The sequence below is a fragment of the Prevotella falsenii DSM 22864 = JCM 15124 genome, assembly GCF_000613945.1.
Taxonomy (GTDB): domain Bacteria; phylum Bacteroidota; class Bacteroidia; order Bacteroidales; family Bacteroidaceae; genus Prevotella; species Prevotella falsenii.
In genome coordinates this window covers 1-26,055 of sequence record NZ_BAJY01000035.1, presented here as the reverse complement: position 1 = coordinate 26,055, position 26,055 = coordinate 1, and the positions used below count along the sequence as shown (strand labels likewise).

At 43.8% G+C, this 26,055-nt stretch carries 17 protein-coding genes and 1 tRNA gene; 12 read left to right on the top strand and 6 right to left on the bottom strand.

Features of this window, described 5'->3' with window-relative positions; all coding sequences use genetic code 11:
- Window positions 1-116: 116 nt before the first annotated feature.
- From JCM15124_RS10780 to JCM15124_RS10770, 3 genes are all read left to right on the top strand, one after another.
- Window positions 117-1,262, top strand: a complete 1,146-nt coding sequence (locus tag JCM15124_RS10780) for a hypothetical protein (RefSeq protein ID WP_024999443.1) — start codon at window positions 117-119, stop codon at window positions 1,260-1,262.
- Window positions 1,263-1,294: 32 nt separating this feature from the next.
- Window positions 1,295-3,241, top strand: coding sequence for a DNA topoisomerase IV subunit B (locus tag JCM15124_RS10775; RefSeq protein ID WP_024999442.1), 1,947 nt, complete (start codon window positions 1,295-1,297; stop codon window positions 3,239-3,241).
- 71 nt (window positions 3,242-3,312) lie between these two features.
- Window positions 3,313-4,902 (top strand): S41 family peptidase, encoded by a 1,590-nt coding sequence (locus JCM15124_RS10770; protein WP_024999441.1) that lies wholly within the window; start codon window positions 3,313-3,315, stop codon window positions 4,900-4,902.
- 499 nt (window positions 4,903-5,401) lie between these two features.
- On the opposite strand, the gene JCM15124_RS10765 is transcribed toward JCM15124_RS10770, so the two are convergent.
- Complete coding sequence (locus JCM15124_RS10765) at window positions 5,402-7,048, bottom strand: leucine-rich repeat domain-containing protein (protein ID WP_024999440.1); 1,647 nt, start codon at window positions 7,046-7,048, stop codon at window positions 5,402-5,404.
- A gap of 537 nt (window positions 7,049-7,585) precedes the next feature.
- Complete coding sequence (locus JCM15124_RS10760; RefSeq protein ID WP_024999439.1) at window positions 7,586-8,854, bottom strand: phosphatase PAP2 family protein; 1,269 nt, start codon at window positions 8,852-8,854, stop codon at window positions 7,586-7,588.
- Window positions 8,855-9,148: 294 nt separating this feature from the next.
- On the opposite strand from JCM15124_RS10760, the gene dapB reads away from it, so the two are divergent.
- The 4 genes from dapB to JCM15124_RS10740 all read left to right on the top strand — a co-directional run bounded on the left by dapB (window position 9,149) and on the right by JCM15124_RS10740 (window position 12,939).
- On the top strand, window positions 9,149-9,904 hold the full coding sequence (dapB, locus tag JCM15124_RS10755; RefSeq protein ID WP_024999438.1) for a 4-hydroxy-tetrahydrodipicolinate reductase: 756 nt from the start codon (window positions 9,149-9,151) through the stop codon (window positions 9,902-9,904).
- A gap of 49 nt (window positions 9,905-9,953) precedes the next feature.
- On the top strand, window positions 9,954-11,492 hold the full coding sequence (locus tag JCM15124_RS10750; protein WP_024999437.1) for a S26 family signal peptidase: 1,539 nt from the start codon (window positions 9,954-9,956) through the stop codon (window positions 11,490-11,492).
- A gap of 108 nt (window positions 11,493-11,600) precedes the next feature.
- Window positions 11,601-12,227: a WbqC family protein gene (locus JCM15124_RS10745; protein WP_036885383.1), complete on the top strand. Its 627-nt coding sequence runs from the start codon at window positions 11,601-11,603 to the stop codon at window positions 12,225-12,227.
- Window positions 12,228-12,333: 106 nt separating this feature from the next.
- Window positions 12,334-12,939 carry a hypothetical protein gene (locus tag JCM15124_RS10740; protein ID WP_024999435.1) on the top strand — a complete coding sequence of 202 codons (606 nt, stop codon included), beginning with the start codon at window positions 12,334-12,336 and terminating at the stop codon, window positions 12,937-12,939.
- Window positions 12,940-13,619: 680 nt separating this feature from the next.
- Here JCM15124_RS10740 and JCM15124_RS10735 read toward each other — a convergent pair.
- Window positions 13,620-13,693 (bottom strand) — tRNA-Ile (locus JCM15124_RS10735).
- Window positions 13,694-14,215: 522 nt separating this feature from the next.
- Between JCM15124_RS10735 and JCM15124_RS10730 the strand changes: the two genes are divergently transcribed.
- Together JCM15124_RS10730 and JCM15124_RS10725 are read left to right on the top strand one after the other, a co-directional pair.
- The gene (locus JCM15124_RS10730) at window positions 14,216-15,172 is read left to right on the top strand and encodes a bifunctional riboflavin kinase/FAD synthetase (RefSeq protein WP_024999434.1); all 957 of its coding nucleotides are present in this window, start codon (window positions 14,216-14,218) and stop codon (window positions 15,170-15,172) included.
- A 14-nt stretch (window positions 15,173-15,186) separates the two neighbouring features.
- Window positions 15,187-16,023 (top strand): CPBP family intramembrane glutamic endopeptidase, encoded by an 837-nt coding sequence (locus JCM15124_RS10725; RefSeq protein ID WP_024999433.1) that lies wholly within the window; start codon window positions 15,187-15,189, stop codon window positions 16,021-16,023.
- A gap of 499 nt (window positions 16,024-16,522) precedes the next feature.
- On the opposite strand, the gene JCM15124_RS10720 is transcribed toward JCM15124_RS10725, so the two are convergent.
- Together JCM15124_RS10720 and JCM15124_RS10715 are read right to left on the bottom strand one after the other, a co-directional pair.
- A complete protein-coding gene (locus tag JCM15124_RS10720; protein WP_024999432.1) occupies window positions 16,523-17,455 on the bottom strand; it encodes a YitT family protein in 933 nt (310 codons plus the stop codon).
- A 185-nt stretch (window positions 17,456-17,640) separates the two neighbouring features.
- Complete coding sequence (locus JCM15124_RS10715) at window positions 17,641-19,527, bottom strand: heavy metal translocating P-type ATPase (RefSeq protein ID WP_024999431.1); 1,887 nt, start codon at window positions 19,525-19,527, stop codon at window positions 17,641-17,643.
- Window positions 19,528-19,874: 347 nt separating this feature from the next.
- Here JCM15124_RS10715 and pnp point away from each other — a divergent pair, with 347 nt between their 5' ends.
- The 3 genes from pnp to JCM15124_RS10700 all read left to right on the top strand — a co-directional run bounded on the left by pnp (window position 19,875) and on the right by JCM15124_RS10700 (window position 25,844).
- On the top strand, window positions 19,875-22,091 hold the full coding sequence (pnp, locus tag JCM15124_RS10710; protein WP_024999430.1) for a polyribonucleotide nucleotidyltransferase: 2,217 nt from the start codon (window positions 19,875-19,877) through the stop codon (window positions 22,089-22,091).
- A gap of 461 nt (window positions 22,092-22,552) precedes the next feature.
- The gene (locus JCM15124_RS10705; protein WP_024999429.1) at window positions 22,553-23,854 is read left to right on the top strand and encodes a UDP-N-acetylmuramoyl-tripeptide--D-alanyl-D-alanine ligase; all 1,302 of its coding nucleotides are present in this window, start codon (window positions 22,553-22,555) and stop codon (window positions 23,852-23,854) included.
- Window positions 23,855-24,059: 205 nt separating this feature from the next.
- Complete coding sequence (locus JCM15124_RS10700) at window positions 24,060-25,844, top strand: helix-turn-helix domain-containing protein (protein WP_024999428.1); 1,785 nt, start codon at window positions 24,060-24,062, stop codon at window positions 25,842-25,844.
- A gap of 96 nt (window positions 25,845-25,940) precedes the next feature.
- Here the strand turns inward: JCM15124_RS10700 and JCM15124_RS17000 are convergent, their stop codons facing one another.
- On the bottom strand, window positions 25,941-26,048 hold the full coding sequence (locus JCM15124_RS17000; protein WP_262499281.1) for an AraC family transcriptional regulator: 108 nt from the start codon (window positions 26,046-26,048) through the stop codon (window positions 25,941-25,943).
- Between the last annotated feature and the right edge of the window lie 7 nt (window positions 26,049-26,055).

Here is a 26,055-nt window from a genome sequence, read left to right as displayed (position 1 = left end):
GCCCGACAAGGAACATATACTAATAATCAGCAAAAAAGAGGTGTAAATTTGGAAATATTGCTTAAAATGAGTACCTTTGTATGTTCAAAAGTAAAGTATGAAAGAAATATTATAATATGTCATCAATAGAAATTAAGAAGGTAGCGAACGGAGAAGACCTAAAATCTTTTATAGAATTTCATTACGACCTATATGCCGGCAGCCCCTACGACGTACCCAATCTTTATAAAGATGAATGGAATACGCTCTCAAAAGACAAGAATGCGGCTTTTGAATTCTGCGAAGCTGAATACTATTTGGCATTTAAAGACAATAAGATAGCAGGACGTGTGGCAGCCATTATCAACCATAAAGCCAACCAAAAATGGGAACGGAAAGACGTTCGCTTTGGCTGGATAGACTTCATTGACGATATTGATGTGTCTACGGCATTGCTCGATGCTGTGGCTGATTTTGGTCGTACAAAAGGTATGGAAACCATTGCAGGACCGTTAGGATTTACCGATATGGATCCCGAAGGTATGCTGACAATGGGTTTCGACCAATTGGGTACTATGGCAACAAGCTACAACTACGACTACTATCCAAAGCACATGGAAGCAATGAGTGGCTGGGAAAAAGACGTAGACTATCTTGAATATAAGATAAACGTGCCCGATGCCATTCCCGAAAAGTTTGTAAAGCTCTCTGAAATGATTCAGAAGAGGTACAATTTGCGCATCAAGAAACTCACTAAAAAAGATATTTTTGAAGGCGGTTACGGCAAGAAGATTTTCAATCTCATCAATAGTACGTACAAAGACTTGTATGGTTTCTCTGAATTAACCGACCGTCAAATCGACCAATACATAGAACAGTATTTCCCATTTGCCAACTTGGAGTTCATCACCGTGATTGAAGATGGTAACAAAGACAATCAAATCGCAGGTATGGGCATCACTCTGCCCTCGCTCAGCCGCGCTTTGCAGAAGTGCAAAAAGGGAAGATTGTTTCCTTTCGGCTGGTGGCATGTATTGAGAGTTATTAAGTTTGCCAAAACAGAAGGTATAGACTTGCTGCTCTTAGGCTTTCTTCCTGAGTACCGTGCAAAGGGTGCAAACGCGCTGTTGTTCTACGATTTAATTCCACGTTATATTAAACACGGCTTTAAATGGGGCGAGACTCAAGTGGAAATGGAAACCAATGACAGTGTGCAAAGTCAATGGGACATATTCGAAACCGTAAACCACAAACGCCGTCGTTGCTTTAAAAAGAGTTTATAAAGAAGAAACAGAAATACCGTTTAAACGAAAATATGGCTGAAGAAAGCAAAAAGACAGTAGCATATACCGACGATAACATTCGACATCTTTCGGATATGGAACACGTACGCACCCGTCCCGGTATGTATATCGGGCGATTGGGCGATGGAAAACTGCCCGAAGACGGTATCTACGTGCTGCTGAAAGAAGTTATCGACAACTCTATCGACGAATTTAAGATGAACGAAGGCACACGCATAGAAATAGAAGTGGAAGACAATCTTCGGGTTTCGGTGCGCGATTATGGACGTGGCATTCCGCAAGGAAAGCTCGTTGAGGCGGTATCTGTGTTGAATACGGGTGGCAAATACGACTCGAAAGCATTTAAAAAGAGTGTCGGACTGAACGGCGTAGGCGTAAAAGCGGTGAATGCACTCAGCGCAAAGTTTGAAGTAAAGAGCTTCCGAGAGGGGAAAGTGCGCTCATTAACGTTCGAAAAAGGCATAAAGAAAACCGATAAAACCACAAAGTCGAACGACGAGCAGGGCACTTACATCTACTTTGAACCTGACAACACGCTCTTTAAAAACTACAGTTTCCAAGACGATATTGTCGTTACCATGCTGCGAAACTACACTTATCTGAACACAGGACTTACCATTATGTATAATGGGCATCGCATTGTCAGTCGCCACGGATTGAAGGATTTGCTCTCCGACAATATGACCGTAGACCCTCTTTATCCCATCGTACACATGAAAGGCGATGACATTGAGATTGCCTTTACGCATACAAACCAATACGGAGAAGAATATTACTCGTTCGTAAACGGACAGCACACCACGCAGGGAGGTACTCATCAGAGTGCATTTAAAGAGCATATAGCCAAGACTATCAAAGAATTCTTCGGCAAATACGAATATGGCGACATCAGAAACGGTATGGTTGCCGCCATCGCCATTAATGTTGAAGAACCCGTTTTCGAGTCGCAGACCAAGATAAAGCTCGGTTCTACGGTGATGGCACCCGACGGCGACACCATCAATAAGTTTGTTGGAGATTTCATAAAGACCAATGTCGATAACTTCATGCACATTCATAAAGAAGAATTTACCGACATTTTGGAAAACAAAATAAAAGAAACCGAACGCGAACGCAAGGCTATGGCAGGCATTACGAAGCTGGCACGCGAGCGAGCAAAGAAGGCAAACCTGCACAATAGGAAGCTGCGCGACTGCCGTGTGCACTTCAGCGACGTCAAGAACGAGCAGAAAGAAGAAAGCTCTATCTTCATTACAGAGGGCGATTCTGCCAGCGGAAGCATTACAAAAAGCCGAGATGTAAACACGCAAGCCGTATTTTCGCTGCGCGGAAAACCACTCAACTGCTATGGACTGACAAAGAAAGTGGTGTACGAAAACGAAGAATTCAACCTCTTACAGGCAGCACTCGACATCGAAGACGGCTTGGATACATTGCGCTACAACAAAGTTATTGTAGCCACCGATGCCGATGTAGACGGCATGCACATACGTTTGCTCATCATAACGTTCTTCCTTCAGTTCTTCCCGGAACTGATAAAGAAAGGCCATGTTTATGTCTTGCAGACACCATTGTTCCGCGTACGCAACAAACGTACAAAGATTAAGAACAAGAAAATAATAGAAGAACAAGACGCAAAACGACTGAAAGGTGAGAAGAAAAACGACCTTATCACGATTTATTGTTACACCGAAGAAGAAAGAATAAATGCGATTGAGGCTCTCGGACCTGACCCGGAGATAACCCGATTTAAAGGTCTTGGAGAGATTTCTCCCGATGAATTCGCCCATTTTATCGGTTCCGACATGCGCTTAGAGCAGGTTACGCTGCACAAAAACGACCAAGTGAAAAACTTGTTGGAGTACTATATGGGTAAAAATACAATGGAACGACAAAACTTTATCATCGACAACTTGGTGATAGAAGAAGACCTTGTGAATGACGTTCCAATGGAATAAAATACGCTTAATTGCACCATAACAAATCCAAAGCGGGCTTACAACCCTACTTGAAATAAGAACTGAAGATTATGAAGAGAAGTTTTCTTTTATCAATAACACTCTTGCTGTTCAGCACTTTTGCTGCTGCACAAATCAATTTAAACCTCGGTAGCGACTCGCCTATGCGAAAAATGCAGATGGCAGAGATAGCTATTTCCAACTTTTATGTAGACGAAGTGGACGAGCAGAAAGTGGTGGAAGACGCCATTCGTGGCATGCTGAAAGGGCTCGACCCCCACTCTACCTACACCGATGCGAAGGAAACAAAGGCGATGAACGAACCTTTGCAAGGCGATTTTGAAGGTATTGGCGTGCAATTCAACATCATCGAAGACACCTTGGTGGTCATTCAAACCGTTGTGAACGGTCCTTCGGAGAAAGTGGGCATCGTTTCGGGCGACCGCATCGTTATGGTGGACGACACGCTGATAGCAGGTGTGAAAATGAATCGCACCGACATTATGAAGCGTTTGCGTGGCAAAAAAGGTACAAAAGTTAAGTTAGGCATCGTGCGCCGTGGTGTAAAAGACATGATAAACTTTTTAGTTACACGTGCCAAAATACCTGTTCACACGCTCAACGCAGCCTATATGATTCGTCCGGGCATAGGTTACGCACGCTTGGAGAGCTTCGGAATGAAGACCCACGAGGAGCTGATGGAAGCCGTTGAAAAGCTTAAACAGCAGGGTATGCAACGTTTGATACTCGATTTGCAGGACAATGGCGGCGGTTTTCTTGAAGCGGCAGTGCGCATAGCGAACGAATTTCTGCAAGATAACGATATGATAGTCTACACGGAAGGTCGCCGGGTGCCGCGACAGAGCTACAAAGCACGGGGCAACGGACGACTGAAGGACATTCCTGTCTATGTCTTGGTAAACGAATTAAGTGCTTCGGCTGCCGAAATAGTTTCGGGTGCGATTATGGATAACGACCGTGGCACCATCATTGGGCGTCGCACTTTCGGCAAAGGACTTGTTCAACGACCGTTTGAACTCGCCGATGGAAGTATGATAAGGCTTACCGTAGCACATTATTATATTCCGAGCGGACGCTGCATTCAAAAGCCTTACAAGAAAGGAGACAAGGTAGATTACGATATGGATTTGGAGAACCGACTGAAGCGCGGCGAACTAACAAATCCCGACAGCATTCATTTTGCCGACTCGCTGAAGTTCTATACCGTTCGCAAACATCGACCGGTATATGGCGGTGGTGGCGTTATGCCCGACTATTTCGTACCATTGGACACCACAAAGTTTACGTCGTTCCACCGCAAACTTATGGCAAAGAACCTCATTATGGACGCCTTCTTAAAGTATGTGGACAACAACCGCAAGACATTGAAGAAGAACTACAAGACTTTCGATGACTTTAAGGAGAACTACGAATTGCCCGCCGGCCTTACCGACCAAATCATTGCAGAGGCTAAAAAACAGAAGATAGAACCGAAAAATGCCGATGAACTCGACAAAACCGTGGCTTATATGCGCCACCAACTAAAGTCGCTCGTCGCACGCGACCTATGGGATATGACTGAATATTTCCGAATATGGAACGAGCAAAGCGACATTGTTCGGAAAGCAATCGAAGTGATTGAGGCTGATATGAAGAAGTAATTGCAACACGACAATAACCTACAAAAGCGAGCAATTTGCCATTGTGCAGATTGCTCGCTTTACTTTTTCAAGCACTATTGCTGGCCGTCGAGCCACAACCAACACCGTGTGCACAGCATCAGAACAAGTGTCTGCTTTTCCTACACAGCTTTCCGGCTTCTATCTGTCTATCCCGTACGTCTATTAAAAATGTGTCTACAGAATTATATAACAAACAGAAAGCGTGTCTGTTCAAATATAGATAAGCCATTGAAATATAATGTATAAGCCTTCAAACAACGTTATCCGGCAAATTCTTTACGTGTAAAGAAGAAATTATTTACACGTAAAGAAATATTTACTTACACGTAGAAAAATAATTATTTACGTGTAAATAATTCGTCGGCATGGTGTTTTTGCAGCTTTACAAGGCAGCAATACTTAGGCACAAATACTTTCAAAGAAAAGCAAAACGGCTTCCGTGCGACAATCACAGAAGCCGTTGTATCAAACTTTGGGGTTATATTTTTACAACCTTTACGCTACCATTGCCGAGCCTCAGCTTAGCAACGTAGATGCCACGATGAGGCAAAGCCAGCACAATTTCGTTGCTACCGAGTTGCTTGTTTTCGCTTACCAATCCACCCGCAGCATTGTATAGTTCTACCGAAGTGATATTGGTATCGGCTGTTAAACGAATTTCATTTGTATTCAGCCTGACAACTGCGATGTCTCCGCTTGCAGTTGTAACGCCTTTTATTGCATCAACAACATTCGGGTAGTCGCCTTCGATATTGTCGCCCCATAGGAACAGCCAGCTGTTGTCGGTATAAGATTTCTCCGAACCTTTTCTTACGTGCAAGTACACCTTATTAAATTCAACATCGCCAAATACTTCTTCTCCGAGAATCGGAGCTGTTTTGCGATAGCTATAAATATCTTTCAAGCCGTGGCAGGCATAGAAAGCGCGTGGTCCGACTCCTATTACAGAATCGGGCAAGCTAACTTTCTGCATACTGTTGTTATATGAAAAAGCATAGTCGGCTATGTAAGAGGTCTTTGGTTGAAGTAAAAACTCAGTCTTAGTGCCCTTGCAAGGAATTGCCATCAAGTAGAGTCCGTTGCCGTTTTGGCTTCTATAATAAAGCGCATTGTCCTCATAAATCAAGTAATTGTTCGTAGCAAAGTGGAACGTTGCCATACCATTGTTTGACAATGCGCCCGTACCTACCTTTTCAAGGTTTTTAGGAAGTGTAATTGCCTTAATGTCCTGACACTCAAAGAACGCCATTGAGCGGATTAATTTTGTTTCATTCGGTACAACGAAATTATCGCTCTTCACTGTCTGTGGGCACTCGTAGAGCGTGCTTTTATCCTTAGAATAGAGCACACCACCGTCTGCCATCATGTATTTAGCACCTGCAACAACCGTGAAACCTTCAAATTCGGGGCATTGCAAGAACAGCTTTGCGCCTGTCTTCTCTACCGATGCAGGCAGTTCGAGTGTTTCAATGGCGATACAACGCTGGAAAGCATTGTCTTTTATTTCCTTCAAACCTTCGTTCAGTTTTACGTTGGTCAGCACCTTGCAATTGTAGAAAGCACGCTCGCCAATGGTTTCTACGCCCGTCAGCGTCAGCGAAGTAAGCGAAACACAGTTGGCAAAACAAGTTTCGTCTATTACTTTCAGCGTTTCCGGAAACTTAACTTTCATAAGGTTGAAGCAAGACATAAACGTGCTGCGAGAAAGTTTCCTAAGTCCTGTGGGTATGGTTATCTTCTTCAGGTTCTCGCACAATACAAAGGCATTTACACCAATGGAGTCTACCGAGTTTGGCAATTCGATGGTCTCAAGGTTCGTGCAATCGCTGAAAGCCTGCTCGCCAATGGTCTTCAATTTGCTATTTGGTGCAAACGTAACCGACTTTAGTTCGGTGGCATAGAAGAATGCGCACTGCCCTATAACTTCGAGCGAAGCAGGGCATTCGATACTTCTGACAGATGATGTTGCAAAGGCATTCGGAGCAATTTCGCGTATTCCTTCCGGAATTTTGTAATTGATGGGCGCACCGTCGCCTTTCACCAACACATCACCCTCAATAACCTGTGCCGACAAAACCGATGGCACAAAAGCCAAGGCTGCCAATAATAAAGATTTAATTTTCATAATCACACTGTTTAGGAAATAAATTAGAACTCTTGTTTTATGCTTTTTCTTTCCTTTATTCCTTCTTTAGTCAGAGTTCATATCTAAAGAAGAAGATTACCATAACTACAAAGGTAACAATATTTTTGCTTTCTACCATTTCTCGCAGCATATTTTATAAACGGATAAAAATACAGAGGAGAAACGGTAGAAATTTAATGGAGACAACCTATTTCATAAACGAAAAGAAGACAATAAAACCGTAAATATTCTTCGCAATCGTAAGTATCGCTTAACTTCTTATCTGTCAAGACATTGCAAAACCTGTTGTTTTGCATTCCGAAAGCGTAGGTTTTACACGATGAAAGCGTAGATTTTGCATTGCAAAACAGCCGCTTTCGCAACGTCAAATCGCAATTATCGTTTTCTCAACGAATTATGTTTACAAAGTCAAGGCAATTTCCACGTATTGCCTTAAAGGTTTATAGGAACTTTCGGAATACTATAAATACATAGTAATAATAGAATTGTGCACTTTTCTTCCCTATGCTGTTGCAGCTAAAAGGTAATGAGAAAGGCTGACCCTAACGTCAATGAATGAATACAAGTGCGATTGCCTTGTGTGCGATAAGGCAGTAGGTCGTAGTCTAAAAGAAAGCGAATGCCATAGCGTTGGCGTGCTCTGAACGTAAGCGAAAGCCCTGTACCGAAGCCGAAACCGTGTTGTGCGTCGATTAAATAGTCCGTCAGCTGTAAGTCGGGATACTGTACATGCTCTGCCAAAAGTTTGCTTCCAACGAGCCAACGCTCCGAAAGCGGGTAGGAAAAATAAGCACCAGCACTTATTTTCCACGCATCGAAAACATCGTCTTCTGCCTTAATCTTGTCTACGATAACCGAAGTACGTGAAACCGAGAACCTTCCTCCGACGCCTACATACGGATTAAAGAAGTAAGCACCTTCGACTGCCGACGTGCAGCCCGACGACACTTTGAACTCCGAATCTTGCCCAATGGGGTACGAACCTAAGGGTAAACTAATCTGAAAGTTCAAACTAAGGAACGACGGATTAAGCATCTTGTCGAACGTTTCATTTTCGTTCACATTGTTCAGTCCACGGTTTTTGAATATCAAATCGGCAAAATAGTACCCCAATTCCGTAGAAAGTATGCCTATTCCGGCACCTGTCAGCACGTCGCTCAGCCAGTGTTTGTTGTTTGCCATGCGCATAAGACCTGTGGCAGAGGCTACGGTGTATGCCCCAATGCCAATCCAAGGGCTTTTGTGCCCATACTCTTTGTTAAGCATTGTAGCCGTCATAAAGGCTGTCGCTGTATGTCCGGAAGGGTAAGAATGGTGGTCGGTGCCATCGGGACGCTCTACATGGGTGGTATGTTTCAGCGTGTTTACGATGCTTGCCATAACTGCAACCGTCAGCGCATCGGAAGCAAGCATGCGCCCCCAGCTGCTTCTGCCTTCCACGCCGCCCAACTTTAATCCTAACATAACGGCGGCAGGGAGGTACTGGGTATAGTTGTCTAAGTGTCGGTTGAACTCCGGCAGGTAGTCGTTCCTTAATCCTCGGAAGTGTTTGTTCTGTCCTCGCACGATGAGACCGTTTACAATGAGTGGCGCACTGGAATATACAATCTTATGAAAACGGGTGTTGCTGATGCGTTCGAGCGTGTTTCCAACCTTCTGAAGGACGATGCCGGTATCGACATCGGCACATAAACTGTCGGTTAAACTTCTTGAATATACGTGCTTGACGGTATCGTTAAACGAGCTGTACGCCTTTGCCCGACAGCAAAGACATACCAATAGCATAGTCAAAAAATATATTCTTTTAAAACAAATCATTCTCTTCAGTTTATCACTTGACGGTAGTTAGAATTTCAAACTAACTTGTAAAGCGGCTGCAAAATTATAACTTTTTTGTAAGAATATGGTCTAATATAATATAAAAAGTGTATGAAAATGATACTCGAATAACTTCGAAAGCATTAAAAATAATAAATATTTTTTGTGTTATCTACTAATTCTGCTAACTTTGCAGTAGCATAAAAGTGTTTTTATAACGTTTTTACGACAAAGTAAAACCATACAGATTAAGACAACAGAATGAAGATAGCACTAATAGGTTACGGCAAGATGGGACACATGATAGAGCAGATTGCCCTTGAGCGTGGACATGAAATAGTTTGCAAGATAGACGCAGACAATCAGGAAGAGTTCGACTCTCCTGCTTTCGCAGCTGCCGATGTAGCCATCGAATTTACCACCCCCACAGCCGCTTACGGCAACTATTTAAAGGCTTTTGCACACAACGTGAAGGTGGTTAGCGGTTCTACGGGCTGGCAACACGAGCATAAAGCCGATGTGGAACGCCTTTGCACAGAGGGCGGACAAACCTTGTTTTGGGCGAGCAACTTCTCTATCGGGGTGGCTATCTTCGCAGCGGTAAACCGCTATTTGGCTAAGATAATGAACCAATACCCGCAATACGATGTGGCAATGGAGGAAGTTCACCACGTTCATAAGCTCGATGCGCCTTCCGGGACAGCCATAACGCTGGCAGAAGACATATTGGACAACATCGACCGCAAGGCGAAATGGGCGAAAGGAAAGCAGGTTGCTGCCGACGGTAGCGTTACTTCGGCAGAGGCAATGCCTGCCGATGTGCTCCCGATAGCTTCTGTTCGCAGAGGCGAAGTGCCCGGTATTCACAGCATAAGCTACGACTCTGAAGCCGACAGCATTACGATAACACACGATGCACATAACCGAAAAGGCTTTGCTTTGGGTGCTGTCTTGGCTGCCGAATATACAAAAGAGCATAGCGGACTGCTATCTACAAACGATTTATTTAAGTTCTAAAGAAAAACGCCCACAATGTGGGAATGACACAAGAATAATTTTATAACCAATGATTGATAAAGAAAAAGCAAAGCTCAACCCCAAGAAACAGTGGGCAAAGTTTATAGTTGTAGCAGTTCTTTACCTCGCTTTCCTCCTTTGGGTGAAGAGCTGGTGGGGGCTCATCGTGTTGCCGTTTATCTACGATGCGTACATTACGAAGAAGATAAAGTGGCAATGGTGGAAGAATTCGGACGGTCCCGTGAGGTTCATAATGGGGTGGGTAGATGCCATTGTCTTCGCTCTTGTAGCCGTTTACTTTATTAATCTCTTCTTCTTTCAGAATTATGTGATACCTTCTTCTTCGCTTGAGAAGTCGTTGCTCACGGGCGATTACCTCTTCGTATCGAAGTTAAGCTACGGTCCCCGCATACCGCAGACACCGCTTACGGTGCCCCTTACACAGCACACGATGCCGTTCTTCAACATAAAGAGCTACATTGAGTTTCCGCATTGGGAGTATCGCCGCGTGGCAGGATTGGGCAAAGTGCAGCTGAACGATATTGTTGTGTTCAACTATCCTGCAGGCGACACCATCATGAGCGAGCCTCAGTATCAGGCAGACGACTATTATCGTATGGTTTACGAAACAGGAACGAGTCTCTTGATGCAGCAAAATCCGAAGTTGGCAACTACCAATAAGAATGCGTTACAGCAGCGAGCGTTCTACGATAAAGCGTATGCGCTTGGCAGAAACTACATCGTCAATAACGTAATGACATACGGCGAGATAGATTCGCGCCCTACCGACCGTCGCGAAAACTATGTAAAACGTTGTGTAGGCTTGCCCGGACAAACCTTGCAGATAAAGAACAAGATTGTATATCTTAACGGAAAGCCGAACAAAGAGCCCGAAAACGTGCAATATACCTATATGGTGAAGTTCAACAACATAACGGCTGCCGACCTGTTGGGCGAACAATACGACGACTTGCGCAAGGATTTGGGCATCAGCAACGAAGATATACAAAGTCTTAGCCGTCTGCATGGCTACGACGTAGAGCAAGGATTGGTATTGAATCAGGCTGCTTTGCAGTACGATGGCTACATGCCGCTCACCAAACGTGCTGCGGCTGCATTGAAACAGCGTGGCATTGTGAAGGCAATACGCCCTGTAACCGACAAGGATATATATTCCGGTTCGGACTATCCGCGCAACTCCGACCTTGGCTGGAAAGTATGGACACGCGACAACTATGGTCCTGTATGGATTCCGGCAAAAGGCAAGAGCATTGCACTGACGTTGGAAAACCTGCCTGTCTATGAGCGTTGCATCAAGGTTTACGAGGGCAACAAGCTCGAAGTAAAGCAAGGAAAGATTTACATTAACGACAAACCTGCGACGTCGTACACCTTCAAACTCGACTACTACTGGATGCAAGGCGACAACCGACACAACTCTGCGGACAGCCGCTACTGGGGTTTCGTGCCCGAAGACCACATCGTGGGCAAGCCGTTGTTTGTATGGTGGTCGAGCGACCCCGACCGTCGAGGCTTCGGTGGCATACGTTGGAGCCGCCTGTTTAAATGGGTTGATAACATAAAGTAATATCATAGTTGTGAATAAGATAGCATTGTCTGAAAGGTCTGAGGAGTCAGACTTGCCCGACAATGCTATTCTTTTTTTGTCCATCTGTTCTTTTACAACCATTTTATTATGCCGGCATTACTTTCCTCTGCCTACTTTGCGCCCATTCAGTGGTATCAGAAACTGAACCGATACGATGTGTGCCTGATAGAGCAACACGACCATTTCGTGAAGCAAACCTATCGCAACCGCTGCGTAATAGCTACGGCAAACGGCGTGCAAACCCTTTCGATACCCGTGGAAAGGTTCGACGACGCGAAGTGCAAGATGAAAGATGTGCGCATCAGCGATCACGATAACTGGCGTCATCAGCATTGGAATGCACTGCTGTCGGCTTACGGCGAAAGTCCGTTCTTCGAGTATTACCAAGACGATATTCGCCCTTTCTTTGAAAAGAAGTGGGAGTTTCTTTTCGATTTCAATATGGAAATCACCCATACACTCTGTGAATTGCTCGACATACAGCCCGATATTCGCCCTACCGAAGAGTTTCTGCCAATGGGCAAAGCAGGCGAAACCGCCTTGCCTTACGCCGACTTTAGAGAAGTGATACGTCCGAAACGCCCGCTTTCCGATGCCGATTTCGTACCCAAACCTTACTATCAAGTGTACGAACAAAAGATAGGTTTTCAGCCCAATCTCAGCATTCTCGACCTGCTTTTCAATATGGGTAACGAAGCCATATTCTATCTTTAGTGCGTTGCTTGTTTACTTTTGTTTGTTATTTTTACAAGTAATTGCACCGCAACAAACTCATTGTGTGAAATTTAAAGTGTATTTTTGCAATGATAAATCAAAGTTCATGCAGCAGAGAATTTTACTGTTCATAGTCTTACTGACGAGTTTTTCCGCCGTCTATGCCCAGCAAGTGCAGGTCTGCGACGGTGCAACGAGTCTGCCTATTCGCAACGTTGCCATTGCCGTAGATGGGAAACACTTTGGCAAAACCGACTATCGGGGACTTGTACGCTTGCCCGATGCCTACGAAACTGCAACTTTCTCCTGTCCCAAATACCACCCCGAAACCCTGACACGTGCAGAAGTGCTGAAAGATACCGTCTTTCTTTTTCCCGAAAAGAACTATCTTGACGAAGTGGTGGTATGGGGCAAGCACATCGTAAACGGCAGAGAAATGCTGAAGCAACTGCCTAAACGCGATATTATTGAGCAAGCTCCGGCACACAGTATAGGGGAATTCGACTTTGGTTTAATGCTCAACAAGCGTCTCAGACGCGACAAAGAGCACGTCAGAAAGCAACGCGAAGTATTCAGAAAGTTCGATGGAATAAATGTCGGCGACCCTATTTTGCGCGCTTACAACGAAACGATGGCAGAGCAAAAACGTAAGAAAATGGAAAAAGAAATAGAGGAGAAGCACAAGAATGCAGATGGAAAAATAGAGAAATAACCGCACTTTCCGTTGCCTACAAAATAACCTACATTCGCCTTTCACGTATCCCACGCCTGTCTCCTGCGTATCCCATATTTGTTTCTTACGTATTCCGTATTTGTTTCTTACGTATTCTCATTTGATATTATGGCAAGCGTTACACCACTTCCGCTAAACTTTTATTTTGCAAAAACAGCTTAGTCAGTTGTAGATATTACCCTTGGAGCACAACTTCCTTTAAACTTTTATCTTTCAAAAACAGCACACCGATAAATTCTTTACGTGTAAATAATTCTTTTTCTACGTGTAAGTAAATATTTCTTTACGTGTAAAGAAGAAATTATTTACATGTAAATAATTTGTCTAATGGCAGGTTTTAACAAACTAAACCGTGATTTGCTGCTATTATAATAGCCTTAAATACAGTGTCATAGCATAGGGTATGTAAGATTAAGGTAGGTCGGGGATAATTCGATTGAATATACTGACCGGTATAATAGCATAGAATATGTAAGATTAAGACAGAGGTAAGATGCTCATAAATTTATAAAAGTGTAGAGCAAAAGCGAAAAGTATATTCAGCGAACATACTGAAAACAAAGAGGGTGTATCATAAAAATAAATTATGATACACCCTTTTGTATTTGTCCTAAAGGTTGAAATGACATTCTTTCCAACGTCCTCTTGAAACCTGTTTGTGGACCAGCCTGGGCTTGAACCAGGGACCTCCAGATTATGAGTCTGTTGCTCTAACCAACTGAGCTACAAGTCCGGTACTCGTTGAATACGGCTGCAAAGATAATGAATAAATCGGAAAAACGTGAATGATGCGGGGATATTTTTAGCGTTTTAACACATTTTGCGTACTGCAAAGCATAGTTTCGGGCTATTTGGTGTATCTTTGCACTGCAATTCGTTAGGTCGTTTTACGACCTTGTTGAGCATTTTAGACTTGCGCAATACATTTTAGAAATGATGCCGTAAGCAATCAAGAGGAATGCAATAAAGAAACAAGAGGAATGCAAAAAGAAAGATGAAAGATAATGTTTAGTTTAGGCGGTTGTGCTTGTAAAGTTCGTGTAGCTTGCTCGTAAAGTTCGTGTAGCTTGCTCGTAAAGTTTGTATAACTTGTTTGTGAAGTTCGTATAACTTGTTTGTAAAGTTCGTATAACTTGCTTGTAAAGTTTGTGTAACTTGCTTGTAAAGTTAGTCTCACTTGCTCGTAAACTTGGAACAGCTTGCCGGTAGATTTAGAACGAATGCTTGCAGACTTAGGTTGGAAGCGTTGTATAAAATGAAAACAATATTCCTTAAAGATATATATACTGATAAATTGAGGCCGGAGAAACCGTCAGTTGCCACGATTGGCTTTTTCGATGGTGTGCATCTTGGTCATCAGTTTCTTATCAATCGCCTTGCCGAAATGGCAAAACAAGACGGTTTAGAGTCGATGGTGATAACTTTCGACCGCCACCCTCGCCAAGTTTTGCAAAGCGACTACCAACCCAAAATGCTGTCTACACTCGATGAAAAGTTAGAGAAGCTTGAGCAAACGGCAATCGACCACATTGTTGTACTTCATTTTGACAAAGCCTTGTCGCAACTTACATCGAGGCAGTTTATGGATACCGTACTTCATAAGCAGCTTAACGTGTGCAAATTGATGATGGGTTATGACAACCGTTTTGGGCATAACAGAACCGAAACTTTCGATGATTACGTGCTTTTTGGCAAAGAAACAGGCGTTGATGTCTGCCAAATCACTGCCTTTTCGATGGGCGATTTTAATGTAAGTTCTTCGGTTATCCGCCGATTTATCGAAGCGGGCAATATGGAAGAAGCCTCTCGGTGTTTGGGCATACCCTATTCCTTGCGTGGCAATGTAGTCGGTGGCTATCGGAACGGACGCAAGTTGGGCTATCCCACTGCCAATATAAACATACGCGAAACCGAAAAACTTCTTCCGGCAATGGGTGTCTATGCCGTGCGTGTTCGTATTGCAAACGATGAAAAGGAATATGGCGGAATGCTCAATATAGGCAATCGTCCCACTTTCAACGGCGCAGATTTATCGGTGGAAGTGCACATTTTCGACTTCTCGGGCGACTTATACGGCAAAACAATAGAGGTTCGTTTTATCAGTCGTGTGCGCTCCGACAGGAAGTTTCCGACCTTAGATGCACTTGCAGAACAAATGCAGTTGGACGAACAACAGATAAGAACTATTTTAGAAAACAATAGAAACATATAATAAAAGAAACAGCTATGGAAGAAAAAAGCATTTTAAAGAGCCTGTTATATGTCGCTCTTTTCGTTTCGTTATTCTTCGTTATCCAGTTTATTTTCGAGTTTTCCGCCATCGGTATCTATACTTATTTGAAGGGTTCAGACTTCAACGAGGTGCTAAAAGGAATACAAACGGGGCAATATACCGACGTTATCGTAATCTCCTATTTGCTTTCAAGCGTTACCGTTATCCTCCTTTTTGTTAAGAGAAAATGGTCGCCTATCTCGCCCACCTATCTTCGTTCAAAACCTTGGGGTGTGCTGTTTTGGTCGGCAATGCTTTCCATCGGTCTCATTCTTCCTGCACAATTTATCTACGAGAAGGTACAAATTACGGTGTCGGATAATATGGTGCAACTCTTTGAGAGCATTATGAAACAACCACTTGGCTATCTTGTAATAGGCATACTTGCCCCTATTGCCGAAGAATTAATCTTCCGTGGTGCTGTTTTGCGTGTTTTACTCGATGCTTTCGGCAGAAAAGGCAGATGGCTCGCCATAGTTTTAACGGCTTTAATCTTTGCCGCGATACACGGCAATTGGGCACAAGGCACACACGCATTTGTTATCGGAATAGCTTTAGGTTGGCTGTATATGCGCACTCGTAGCGTACTTCCGGGCATTATGTTGCACTGGGTGAACAACACCACTGCTTACATTATGTTCCACCTGATGCCCGATATGGCAGACGGAAAGCTCATCGACTTCTTCCACGGCAACGAGCGTACAATGTATTTAGGTTTACTCTTCTCGTTCTGTATCTTCATTCCTGCCATCTTCCAATTGGCTGCACGTATGAAGCGAGCCGATGAATAAAGCCGCTCTTTTTAGCGTGAATTCGATACAAGCTCTATGCTATAAGTCTGCTTTTGCGAACTATTTCTATGTTCATTGCCGGCTTCTCCGGAACAGATAGTATGCAATGAGCCTTGCCATTATATTTGTTGAAAGTTATCAAAGTAGCGGTATATTGTGTTGTTCTATGCGAAATACTTTATTCTGTTTTATTATTTGTTTCCCTTAAAACAGTACATTGATGAATTATTTACACGTAAATAATTATTTTTCTACGTGTAAGTAAATATTTCTTTACGTGTAAATAAATATTTTTCTACACGTAAATAATTTGGCAAACAAAAAGTATTGATGGGTATAACAGCCTTTAAATCGGAAGAATGGTACGTTTTTATGCTGTGAAATAAAGAATATGTGCGGTTCGTTGTTTAGGAATGAAGCGTGTAAGAGTAAGATTGTGTAGGTGGTTTGTAGCGAAAAGCGGGTGGGTCAAGTTCTGTTTTTGACCCACCCACTTGTATTATTTCGTTTCTAAAGCGGTTGTTCCGCTGTTGTTTTTTGCTGCTTTGCTCTTTACTTTGAACTTATCGAAGCCATGCCCGAATACACCCATAACCTGACTTTGCGTTACAAAGGCGTGTGGGTCGATGTCGTTGATGAGGTGATAGAGCATTCTTGCTTCGCGTTGGCGTGTAACAACCAATACCACTTTCGTGTTTTGTCCGCTGTAATAGCCGTGCGCATCTATCGTGGTACAGCCACGATGGGGTGGCGTTTCTGTAATCTGCTTGCATATTTCTTCGTATCGTTCGGAAATAATAAGGAACTGGACAGAGCGTCGTCCTGAATTAACGACTTGGTCTAACACAAACGATGTGATAACCAAACAAACGTAACCATAGATTACTTGTTCCCAATCTTTCAGCACTACATAACTTAATGTAACAATGGTGGTATCGACTAAGACAAGCACACGCCCAAGCGAAATGTCGTGGTATTTATTAACGATGGCTGCAACAATATCCGAACCGCCCGTACTGCCGTTGTATGAGAGGCAGAAACCTAATCCTAAGCCGCAGAACAACGAACCTATGAGGGCAACCATAAACGGCTGGTCGCTCAAGATAGTGGGGTTTGGGAAGAACTCGCGCATAAATCCTACCGTGAAAGTCATAACCAATACGCCGTAAATAGTTTTAATACAGAAACGCAAACCAAGAGATCGCAGTGCAATGCCCAATAAGATAGCGTTCATAACGAAGTAGGTAACAGAAACCGGAATGTTCAATCCCCAAAAGAAAATAGACGACAATCCTGCCACGCCACCCGTGCTGATGTTGTTGGGCAGTAAGAAGATGGTCCAACCAATGCTATAGGAGAAACACCCGATAGCAATCATGATATAATCTAAAATCTCGCGATAAAGCGTTTTTTTTGTAATTGTAATACCCATTAACCAAGTCTGTTTTTATTTTGCAAAAGTACTTATTAATATTGAATAAAGCGATGTTTGCAGCATAAAAAAATGCTTTCATAAAGCATAAACTGCAATATGAAAGCATTTTTGTTCTGTTTCGGTTTCTGTTTAGTGCCGTTTTGCTGTTGCCATGTTGTTTCCTCTAAACAGGCAGCACGCACTTATTTCACCCTTAAAGCGCGGGTAGCATTGAGCACGGCAAGCACCATTACGCCTACATCGGCAAAGACAGCCATTCCCATTGTTGCGATGCCGACGGTAGAAAGTGCGAGCACTGCCACTTTAATGCCGATGGCAAACACTGCGTTTTGGCGTGCTATACCGATGGTGCGACGAGATATACCGATGGCTTTGGCTATTTTTGAAGGCTTGTCGTCCATTAAAACAACATCTGCGGCTTCAATGGCTGCATCGCTTCCGAGTGCTCCCATTGCTATGCCAATATCGGCACGAGCCAATACCGGAGCATCGTTTATACCGTCGCCGACAAAGGCGAGTGTGCCGTTGGCAGGTTTTTCGCTGAGCAAGCGTTCTACATGCGCCACCTTGTCGGCAGGCATCAGTTCGCTGTAATATTCGTCTAAGCCCAACTGTTCAGCTACAAACGCAGCCACTTCCTTGCGGTCGCCTGTCAGCATTACGGTTTTTTCTACTCCCGTTTTCTTTAAAGCAGCAATCGCAGGTGCAGCATCGGCTTTTATTTGGTCGGATATTACGATGTGTCCGGCATATTCTCCGTCTAATGCAACATATATTGTAGTTCCTTTAAGGTGTTGGCATTTTTCGCAAGTAGTGATGGTTGCACCGATTGATGCCATCATTTTTGCATTGCCGACACACACTTTTTTACCGTTGATTTCGGCAAAAATGCCTTGTCCGGCAACTTCTTTCGTATTCTCAATCTTGCATTCGCACGACGTTTCTTTGTAGGCATTACGCAGTGCAGCCGCAATGGGGTGGTTGGAATATTGCTCTACGTGGGCAGCAAGATGCAAGAGTTCTTGTTCCGAAAGTTTATTCGGGTGAATGGCTTCGACCTCGAAAACACCATGTGTAAGTGTACCCGTCTTGTCGAATACAATGGTTTTGGCACGAGCTAACGCCTCCATATAGTTGCCACCTTTTATAAGAATGCCGGCGTGTCCGGCACCACCGATACCGCAGAAGAACGACAACGGAATAGAGATAACCAAGGCACAAGGACAACTTACGATAAGGAAAGTAAGTGCACGGTAGAGCCAAGTAGACAGCGCATCGCCATAGTTTTCTGCAAAAAATGGCGGAATGAACGCTAAAAAGAGGGCAGAAATAACCACGATAGGTGTGTAGACACGTGCAAAACGACGAATAAACGATTCGCTTTTCGACTTGCTTTCGCCGGCTTCTTCTACCAAATTCAATATCCTTGATGCCGTAGAATTGCTGAAAGTCTTGCTCACTTTCACCTTCAGTAACCCCGAAATATTCACACAACCCGATACAACGGTATCGCCAAGCATAACATCTTTTGGTATGCTTTCGCCTGTCAGGGCTACCGTATTCAAACTTGAACTACCCTCAACAACCTCTCCGTCGAGCGGAATCTTTTCGCCCGGCTTCACAAGAACCACTTCGCCAATGGCGACGGTAGACGGTTCTACCACGATGGTTTCGCCGTTTCTTACTACGTTTGCCGTATCAGGGCGTATGTCCATAAGGTCGGAAATGGAGTCTCGCGTCTTGTCTTCGGCGTAGTGTTCAAACAGTTCGCCCACTTGGAAGAACAGCATAACGAAGACACCCTCCAAGAATTGCGGCTCTCCGTTGGGCAGAAAGCCCACTGCAAACGCACCTATTGTGGCAACAGACATAAGAAAATTCTCGTCGAAAGGGTTGCCTTCCATAATTCCTTCCACTGCTTCGCCCAACACATCGTAGCTGATAAGCAAGTAAGGAACAAGGTAAATAACCAGCATTTGCCATGTTGGCAAATTGCAATTGTGTTCTACAATCCATGCCAACAATAGCAACACGGACGTAAGAATAATTCTTATAACTTTTTTCTTCATCGCTTTTTTGTTTTGTTACTGATTTTGGTGCAAAGGTAAACAAAAGATAGTGCAACCAAGTTGCAAAGTTGCTGTGCACCTATCGAATTGGAATGAGAAAGTCCAACAAATCGTATATAAATGCCTATCGGTTAGGGTGAAATGGCTGAAAAACAAGTTAAAGCAAAAAATAATTGAACTTTTATTCGTCTGTTCAGCAATTAATCCTTAATTTTGTGCGATTTTAAAAAGTTATGCGGAATAAGTAAACGCCTTACAAGGCAAAACTATGATTGTTTTTTTGCCTTTTTGTAGTCTTTACTTTTCCTTATGATGTTAGGTCAAAACAATAAGTATTTAAATTTTAGATGAACGTAATTACGAAAACTCTTCAATTGTCTGATGGAAGAAACATCACAATTGAAACTGGAAAGGTTGCAAAGCAAGCCGATGGCGCAGCAGTAATCAGAATGGGTAACACTGTGCTCCTCGCAACAGTTTGTGCAGCCAAAGAGGCAGTTCCAGGTACAGACTTTATGCCTTTGCAAGTAGATTATCGCGAGCAGTATGCTGCCGCAGGTCGCTTCCCCGGCGGTTTCACAAAGCGCGAAGGCAAAGCCAACGACGACGAAATTCTCACATCGCGTCTTGTAGACCGTGTGCTTCGTCCTCTTTTCCCTTCAGATTATCACACAGAAGTATTCGTTACAGTAATGCTTCTTTCAGCCGACGGCGTTGATATGCCCGATGCTTTGGCAGGATTTGCAGCATCGGTAGCCATGCAATGCTCAAATATTCCTATCGAACACCCAATCTCTGAAGTGCGTGTAGCACGTGTAAACGGAGAATATATCATCGACCCTACCTTCGAACAAATGAAGGAAGCCGACATGGATATTATGGTCGGTGCCACCAAAGACAACATTATGATGGTGGAAGGCGAGATGGACGAGGTTTCGGAACAGGACCTTATCAACGCCCTTAAGGCAGCGCACGACGCCATAAAGCCTATGTGCGAAATACAAGAAGAACTTGCAAAGGAACTTGGCACAGATGTTAAGCGCGAATATTGCGACGAAGTAAATGACGAAGAGCTTCGCGAGCAGGTGAAGAAAGAAACGTATGATGCTTGCTATGCGGAAGCACAGAGCGGCGACAGCGATAAGAAGCACCGCGAAGAAGTTTACGACAAGATTAAGTCGGACTTTATTGAACGCTACGATGCTGCACATGCCGACCTTTCGGAAGACGACCTCGAGGAAAAACACGCACAGATTGAACGTTACTACGCTGATGTACAGCGCGACTCAATGCGCCGCAGCGTTCTTGATACAGGTAAGCGCATGGACGGTCGTGCATGCGATGAAATCCGCCCAATATGGTGCGAAGTAGAACCATTACCTATGCCTCACGGAAGTGCATACTTCCAACGTGGCGAAACATTGGCACTCGCTACTTGTACATTGGGTACGAAGCTGGACGAGAAGATGGTAGACAACGTGCTCGACAAGAGTTACCAACGTTTCCTTCTTCACTACAACTTCCCTCCTTTCTGTACAGGCGAAGCAAAGGCACAACGTGGTGTCGGCCGTCGCGAAATTGGTCATGGACACTTGGCATGGCGCGGTTTGAAGGGCATGATACCGGAAGATTTCCCCTACACAGTGCGTCTTGTAAGTCAGGTATTGGAGTCTAACGGCTCTTCGTCTATGGCTACCGTATGCTCAGGAACACTTGCTTTGATGGACGCCGGTGTGCCCATCAAGAAGCCAGTATCGGGTATTGCAATGGGTTTGATTAAAAATCCGGGCGAAGAAAAGTATGCTGTACTCAGCGATATTCTTGGCGATGAAGACCACTTGGGCGACATGGACTTCAAAACAACAGGTACTCGCGACGGTATTACAGCCACACAGATGGATATTAAGTGCGACGGACTCTCGTTTGAAATCCTCGAAAAGGCACTCATGCAGGCAAAGCAAGCTCGCGAATACATTCTCGGCAAGATAGTAGAGACTATCCCTGAGCCACGTAAGGAGATGAAACCACAGGTTCCGCGTATTGAAACACTCGAAATTCCAAAAGAATTTATCGGTGCAATCATCGGCCCCGGGGGCAAGATAATTCAGCAGATGCAGGAAGAAAGCGGTGCTACCATCACCATAGACGAGGTGGAAGGCGTTGGCAAAGTCCAAGTTTCTGCACCTAATAAGAATGCTATCAACGCAGCAATGAGTAAGATTAAGGCAATCGTTGCTGTACCGGAAATCGGTGAAGTTTACGAAGGAACAGTTCGCTCTATCATGCCTTACGGTTGCTTTGTTGAGATTATGCCGGGCAAAGACGGCTTGCTCCACATTTCGGAAATCGACTGGAAACGCCTTGAAACTGTTGAAGAAGCAGGCATTAAGGAAGGCGACAAAATCCAAGTGAAGCTCCTTGACATCGACCCTAAGACCGGTAAGTACAAGCTTTCGCGCCGTTGCTTGCTTGAAAAGCCCGAAGGATATGTAGAGATGCAACGTCGTCCACGTGGCGATAGAGGCGAACGCCGACCACGTCGCGACGACCATCGTAATTCATAATGGCGGGGAAAAGACAACCACGCTGTGGTTTCAGTTCCTCCGAAGGATAATACTACGATTAATTTTTTGTAATTAACACCATATTAAATCCCGCAAATTCAACTTGAGTTTGCGAGATTTTAGTTTCTTTTATCACCCATTTCCGCCGATGAAATCGTAGGTTTTGGAAGGTAAAAGCGGCTGTTTTGCGATGCAAAACCTACGCTTTTGAAATGTCAAACCGTAATTGCCACTTTTTAATGGAATAATCTTTATAAAATTATCGCTATTAAACAGCAAAGAAAGAATTACCTCATTAAATATCCGCTGAACCGAAATAGCGGCATTGCATCGCAGATGTATTCGATTGCTGTGTATGTCTTTGTATTCCTTTTTCTGCCTTTCTTGCCCAATAAAAGCAGGCTATTTCTTTGATGTTTCTACTATTTCCATTACCTTTGCATATATTAAAAATCGAAGATATGGACAGCAAAGAATTGTACAAACTATACGAACAGCACCCTGTTATAACAACTGATAGCCGCAATTGCCCTGAAGGCAGCATATTCATTGCGCTGAAAGGGGCTTCGTTCGATGGTAATAGATTTGCAAAAGCAGCATTGGGAAAAGGTTGCAGCTATGCCATCATCGACGAGAAAGAGTATGCCGAAGTGGGAAACGACCGCATTATACTCGTAGACGATGCCCTCGTAGCCTACAAGGAAATAGCAAGGGCACACCGTCGCACGTTTCAAATACCTGTGATAGGTATTACAGGCACAAATGGGAAAACCACTTCAAAGGAACTTATATCGGCTGTGCTGGCAGAGAAATTCAATGTTTTACACACCGAAGGCAATTTCAACAACGATGTGGGGGTGCCTAAAACCTTGTTGCGCCTGCGTCCGGAACACGAAATTGCCGTAATAGAAATGGGGGCATCGCACAGAGGCGACATCAAGAAATTAGTGGAATATGCAGAGCCAACCTGTGGACTGATTACCAATGTGGGCTGCGCTCACCTGCAAGGATTTGGCAGTTTTGAAGGCGTAAAGCAAACTAAAGGCGAGCTGTACGACTACTTGAAATCGCACGACTGCCTGCTTTTCCTGAACGAAAGCAACGCCGACTTAGTGGAAATGGCTGCGCAACGTGATTTTGAACGTGTGGTTTCGTATGGTCAGGACGAAACGGCAAATGTGCAAGGCGAGGTGGTAGACTGTGCGCCTTTCCTGCGTTTCCGTTGGCACGAAGCAGGAGGCGAATGGAAAGAAGTGCTGACCCACCTTGTCGGAGCATACAATTTAGACAATATGCTGGCTGCCATTGCCATCGGTTTGCACTTCGGTGTTGCCCCACAGCAAATTTGCCACGCATTGGAAACCTATGTACCGAGCAACAACCGCTCGCAACTGACGGAAACACCGAACAATAAACTCGTTGTAGATGCCTACAATGCCAACCCTTCGAGTATGGCAGCAGCCATAGAAAACTTCCGTTTGATGGCAGCAGACAACAAGATGGCGATACTGGGCGATATGCGCGAGCTGGGCGAAGCAACCGCCGAGGAACACCAAAAAGTAGTAGACTTGCTTGTGGCAGCAGGCATTACGAACGTCTGGCTTGTGGGCGAGGACTTCGGAAACACCACTACGACCTTTAAAAAGTTTAAGGACGTTGAGGCGGTAAAAGCGGAAATAGCGCGCTGTCAGCCCAAGGAACACTACATATTAATAAAAGGTAGCAACGGCACGAAGCTATACGAGTTGCCCGAACTGTTGTAGGAACAACACAACAGTTTAGGAAAATATAAACAGGGAAATAGATAACGATTAAAATAAAATAATTATCTTTGTGGTCAGATAGTTATCTATGTAGTTTGAAAACATTATTGCTTTCCAAGTGTTAGGTATGAGAGAACTTGCAGAAATGGAATTTTGATGTGTTTTTAGCTTAATGAACCTGTAGAAATATGAAAATATTACTGATATGAAGCGACTTATATACGATTTTACATCTACTCTGCCTGATTTCTTAAGAACCATTATCTGTGCGCTTTATATCTTTATAGCCGGCTTTTCCGTTACGTTTGCTGATGTAAATCCAACCACCGTTCGTGCTAAAATGCTGCAATTACCGAAAGGGAAACGATTGCTCTATTTGCGCAATATTTGCGATGACGCCATCGGAAAAGACGACAAACATCAATACGAACTATTGAAGATTTATATCGTAGAGGCACAAAAGCAGGCTTCAATATCCAATGAATTGTATGCGTTGAAACGCTTGATGAGCTACTATTATAATTACGACAAGGACAAAGAACTATATCAGGAAGTGCCTGTTGCCATGAATAAAATGATAGCCCACGGCTATACAGACTACTATTACGAATTGTGGTCGCTCCTGATAGAACGATATTTCTACACACAAAAAATCACTCAGGCACTTTCAGAGGCCAAAGAACTGTTCGCCGATGCAAAGAAACGGAAAAACGGATATGGGCTTGCTGTGGCAAACAACCTGCTGGGAGAAATATATGCAGGTATGTACGACGGTGTCATATCGCTGCGACACTTTTCCATTGCGCTTGAATATGCCAAGAAACTGAAACACAATAACCGCTTGCTCATACTGATTTACTCCAACTATACCGATGCTCTTTATAATGAAAGGCTATATTCGCAAATGCTCAAAGTTGCGCAGGAATGGGAGGAAAAGCTAAACGATTATGCCGAAACGGCAACGAAAGAAGGCAATTCGTTATTGCTCTTGACACCTTGGTATGCCTATTGTAACCTTTCAATAGCTGACGCACAAATGCAATTGGGTAACTATGATGAAGCCAATAATTATCTTCAGAAGGTCGCTTCGACCATAAACTCTCAAACCATAAGGGTGAAATCAGCCTACTATCATAGTATAGCGCAGTTTTGGATGTGTAAGAAAGACTACGAAAAAGCTCTGAAATACAGCGATATATGTTTGAAAATAAGTGCCTCTATCAACGATGCAATGGGTATGAACAGCCTGCTTATCAACCATGCCAACATATTAAACAGTGCCGGTCGATACAAGGAGGCATCGCAGTTATACAGCAGTTTGATGGAAAAACGCGATAGTCTGGAAGAAGAATATATGCGTAACCAACTCAACGAAATGAGCGTGAACTACCAATTGGAGAACGAACGGGCAAACAGAAATCAGGCTAATGCGAATTTAGTCATATCCTTGGGTGCATTGCTGGTTTCGATATTGTTAGGTGTGGTTTATTATATTTACACACGAAAGCTACGGCAACGAGAGAGGATAATGTTTAAAACTGTGCAGCGTTTTAAACTGACGGAACGCTTAAACCTTGCTTCGCTGGAAACTTTATCGGAAGAAAAGCTGACGATGGAAGAACGTTTGTTTATAGAAACTTGCCAAATGATGGATAGGGATAAGCCTTATCGCGACCCCGATTTCAATCGGGAAACGATGGCTGCGCTGTTAAATACGAACCGAACTTACTTAGGAAGTGCTATTAGAAAGTATGCCGACGGACTCACCATATCGGAATTTATTACGCGCTATCGCCTACGCTATGCAGCTGCATTGTTGGTAGGGCGTCCCGATATGAACATCAACGACACCGGATTGATGGCCGGTTTTAACTCACGAAGTACCTACAATCGCCTTTTCCGCAACTTTTTCGGTGTGTCGCCTACCTCGTTTCGCGATGTAAGAATACAATCTACTGACGAAGAAAGAACCGAAATAGATGATATTTAACGTGAGTTCCGATATACGAAAGCAGGTTAAACAGGTAATTTAAATAATACACCGGCGTAATTCTTATATCGAACTCACGTTATTTAGTGCGCACGCTTACACTTTTTGCTGTGCATTCAGCCAACGCAAAGGGGTGGTTCCTTCTAATCGTAAGAAGATTTGAATGAAGTAGCTGCTTGACGAAAAACCTACTTTATAGGCTATTTCTTAC

Bases quoted from the DNA above. Each gene is read 5' to 3' on its own strand.
- dapB (WP_024999438.1), top strand. From the start codon at position 9,149: ATGAAGATAGCACTAATAGGTTACGGCAAGATGGGACACATGATAGAG.
- JCM15124_RS10740 (WP_024999435.1), top strand. From the start codon at position 12,334: ATGCAGCAGAGAATTTTACTGTTCATAGTCTTACTGACGAGTTTTTCC.
- JCM15124_RS10700 (WP_024999428.1), top strand. From the start codon at position 24,060: ATGAAGCGACTTATATACGATTTTACATCTACTCTGCCTGATTTCTTA.
- JCM15124_RS10715 (WP_024999431.1), bottom strand. From the start codon at position 19,527: ATGAAGAAAAAAGTTATAAGAATTATTCTTACGTCCGTGTTGCTATTG.
- JCM15124_RS10770 (WP_024999441.1), top strand. From the start codon at position 3,313: ATGAAGAGAAGTTTTCTTTTATCAATAACACTCTTGCTGTTCAGCACT.
- JCM15124_RS10745 (WP_036885383.1), top strand. From the start codon at position 11,601: ATGCCGGCATTACTTTCCTCTGCCTACTTTGCGCCCATTCAGTGGTAT.
- JCM15124_RS10765 (WP_024999440.1), bottom strand. From the start codon at position 7,048: ATGAAAATTAAATCTTTATTATTGGCAGCCTTGGCTTTTGTGCCATCG.
- JCM15124_RS10725 (WP_024999433.1), top strand. From the start codon at position 15,187: ATGGAAGAAAAAAGCATTTTAAAGAGCCTGTTATATGTCGCTCTTTTC.
- JCM15124_RS10760 (WP_024999439.1), bottom strand. From the start codon at position 8,854: ATGCTATTGGTATGTCTTTGCTGTCGGGCAAAGGCGTACAGCTCGTTT.
- JCM15124_RS10775 (WP_024999442.1), top strand. From the start codon at position 1,295: ATGGCTGAAGAAAGCAAAAAGACAGTAGCATATACCGACGATAACATT.
- pnp (WP_024999430.1), top strand. From the start codon at position 19,875: ATGAACGTAATTACGAAAACTCTTCAATTGTCTGATGGAAGAAACATC.
- JCM15124_RS10705 (WP_024999429.1), top strand. From the start codon at position 22,553: ATGGACAGCAAAGAATTGTACAAACTATACGAACAGCACCCTGTTATA.
- JCM15124_RS10720 (WP_024999432.1), bottom strand. From the start codon at position 17,455: ATGGGTATTACAATTACAAAAAAAACGCTTTATCGCGAGATTTTAGAT.
- JCM15124_RS10750 (WP_024999437.1), top strand. From the start codon at position 9,954: ATGATTGATAAAGAAAAAGCAAAGCTCAACCCCAAGAAACAGTGGGCA.
- JCM15124_RS10730 (WP_024999434.1), top strand. From the start codon at position 14,216: ATGAAAACAATATTCCTTAAAGATATATATACTGATAAATTGAGGCCG.
- JCM15124_RS10780 (WP_024999443.1), top strand. From the start codon at position 117: ATGTCATCAATAGAAATTAAGAAGGTAGCGAACGGAGAAGACCTAAAA.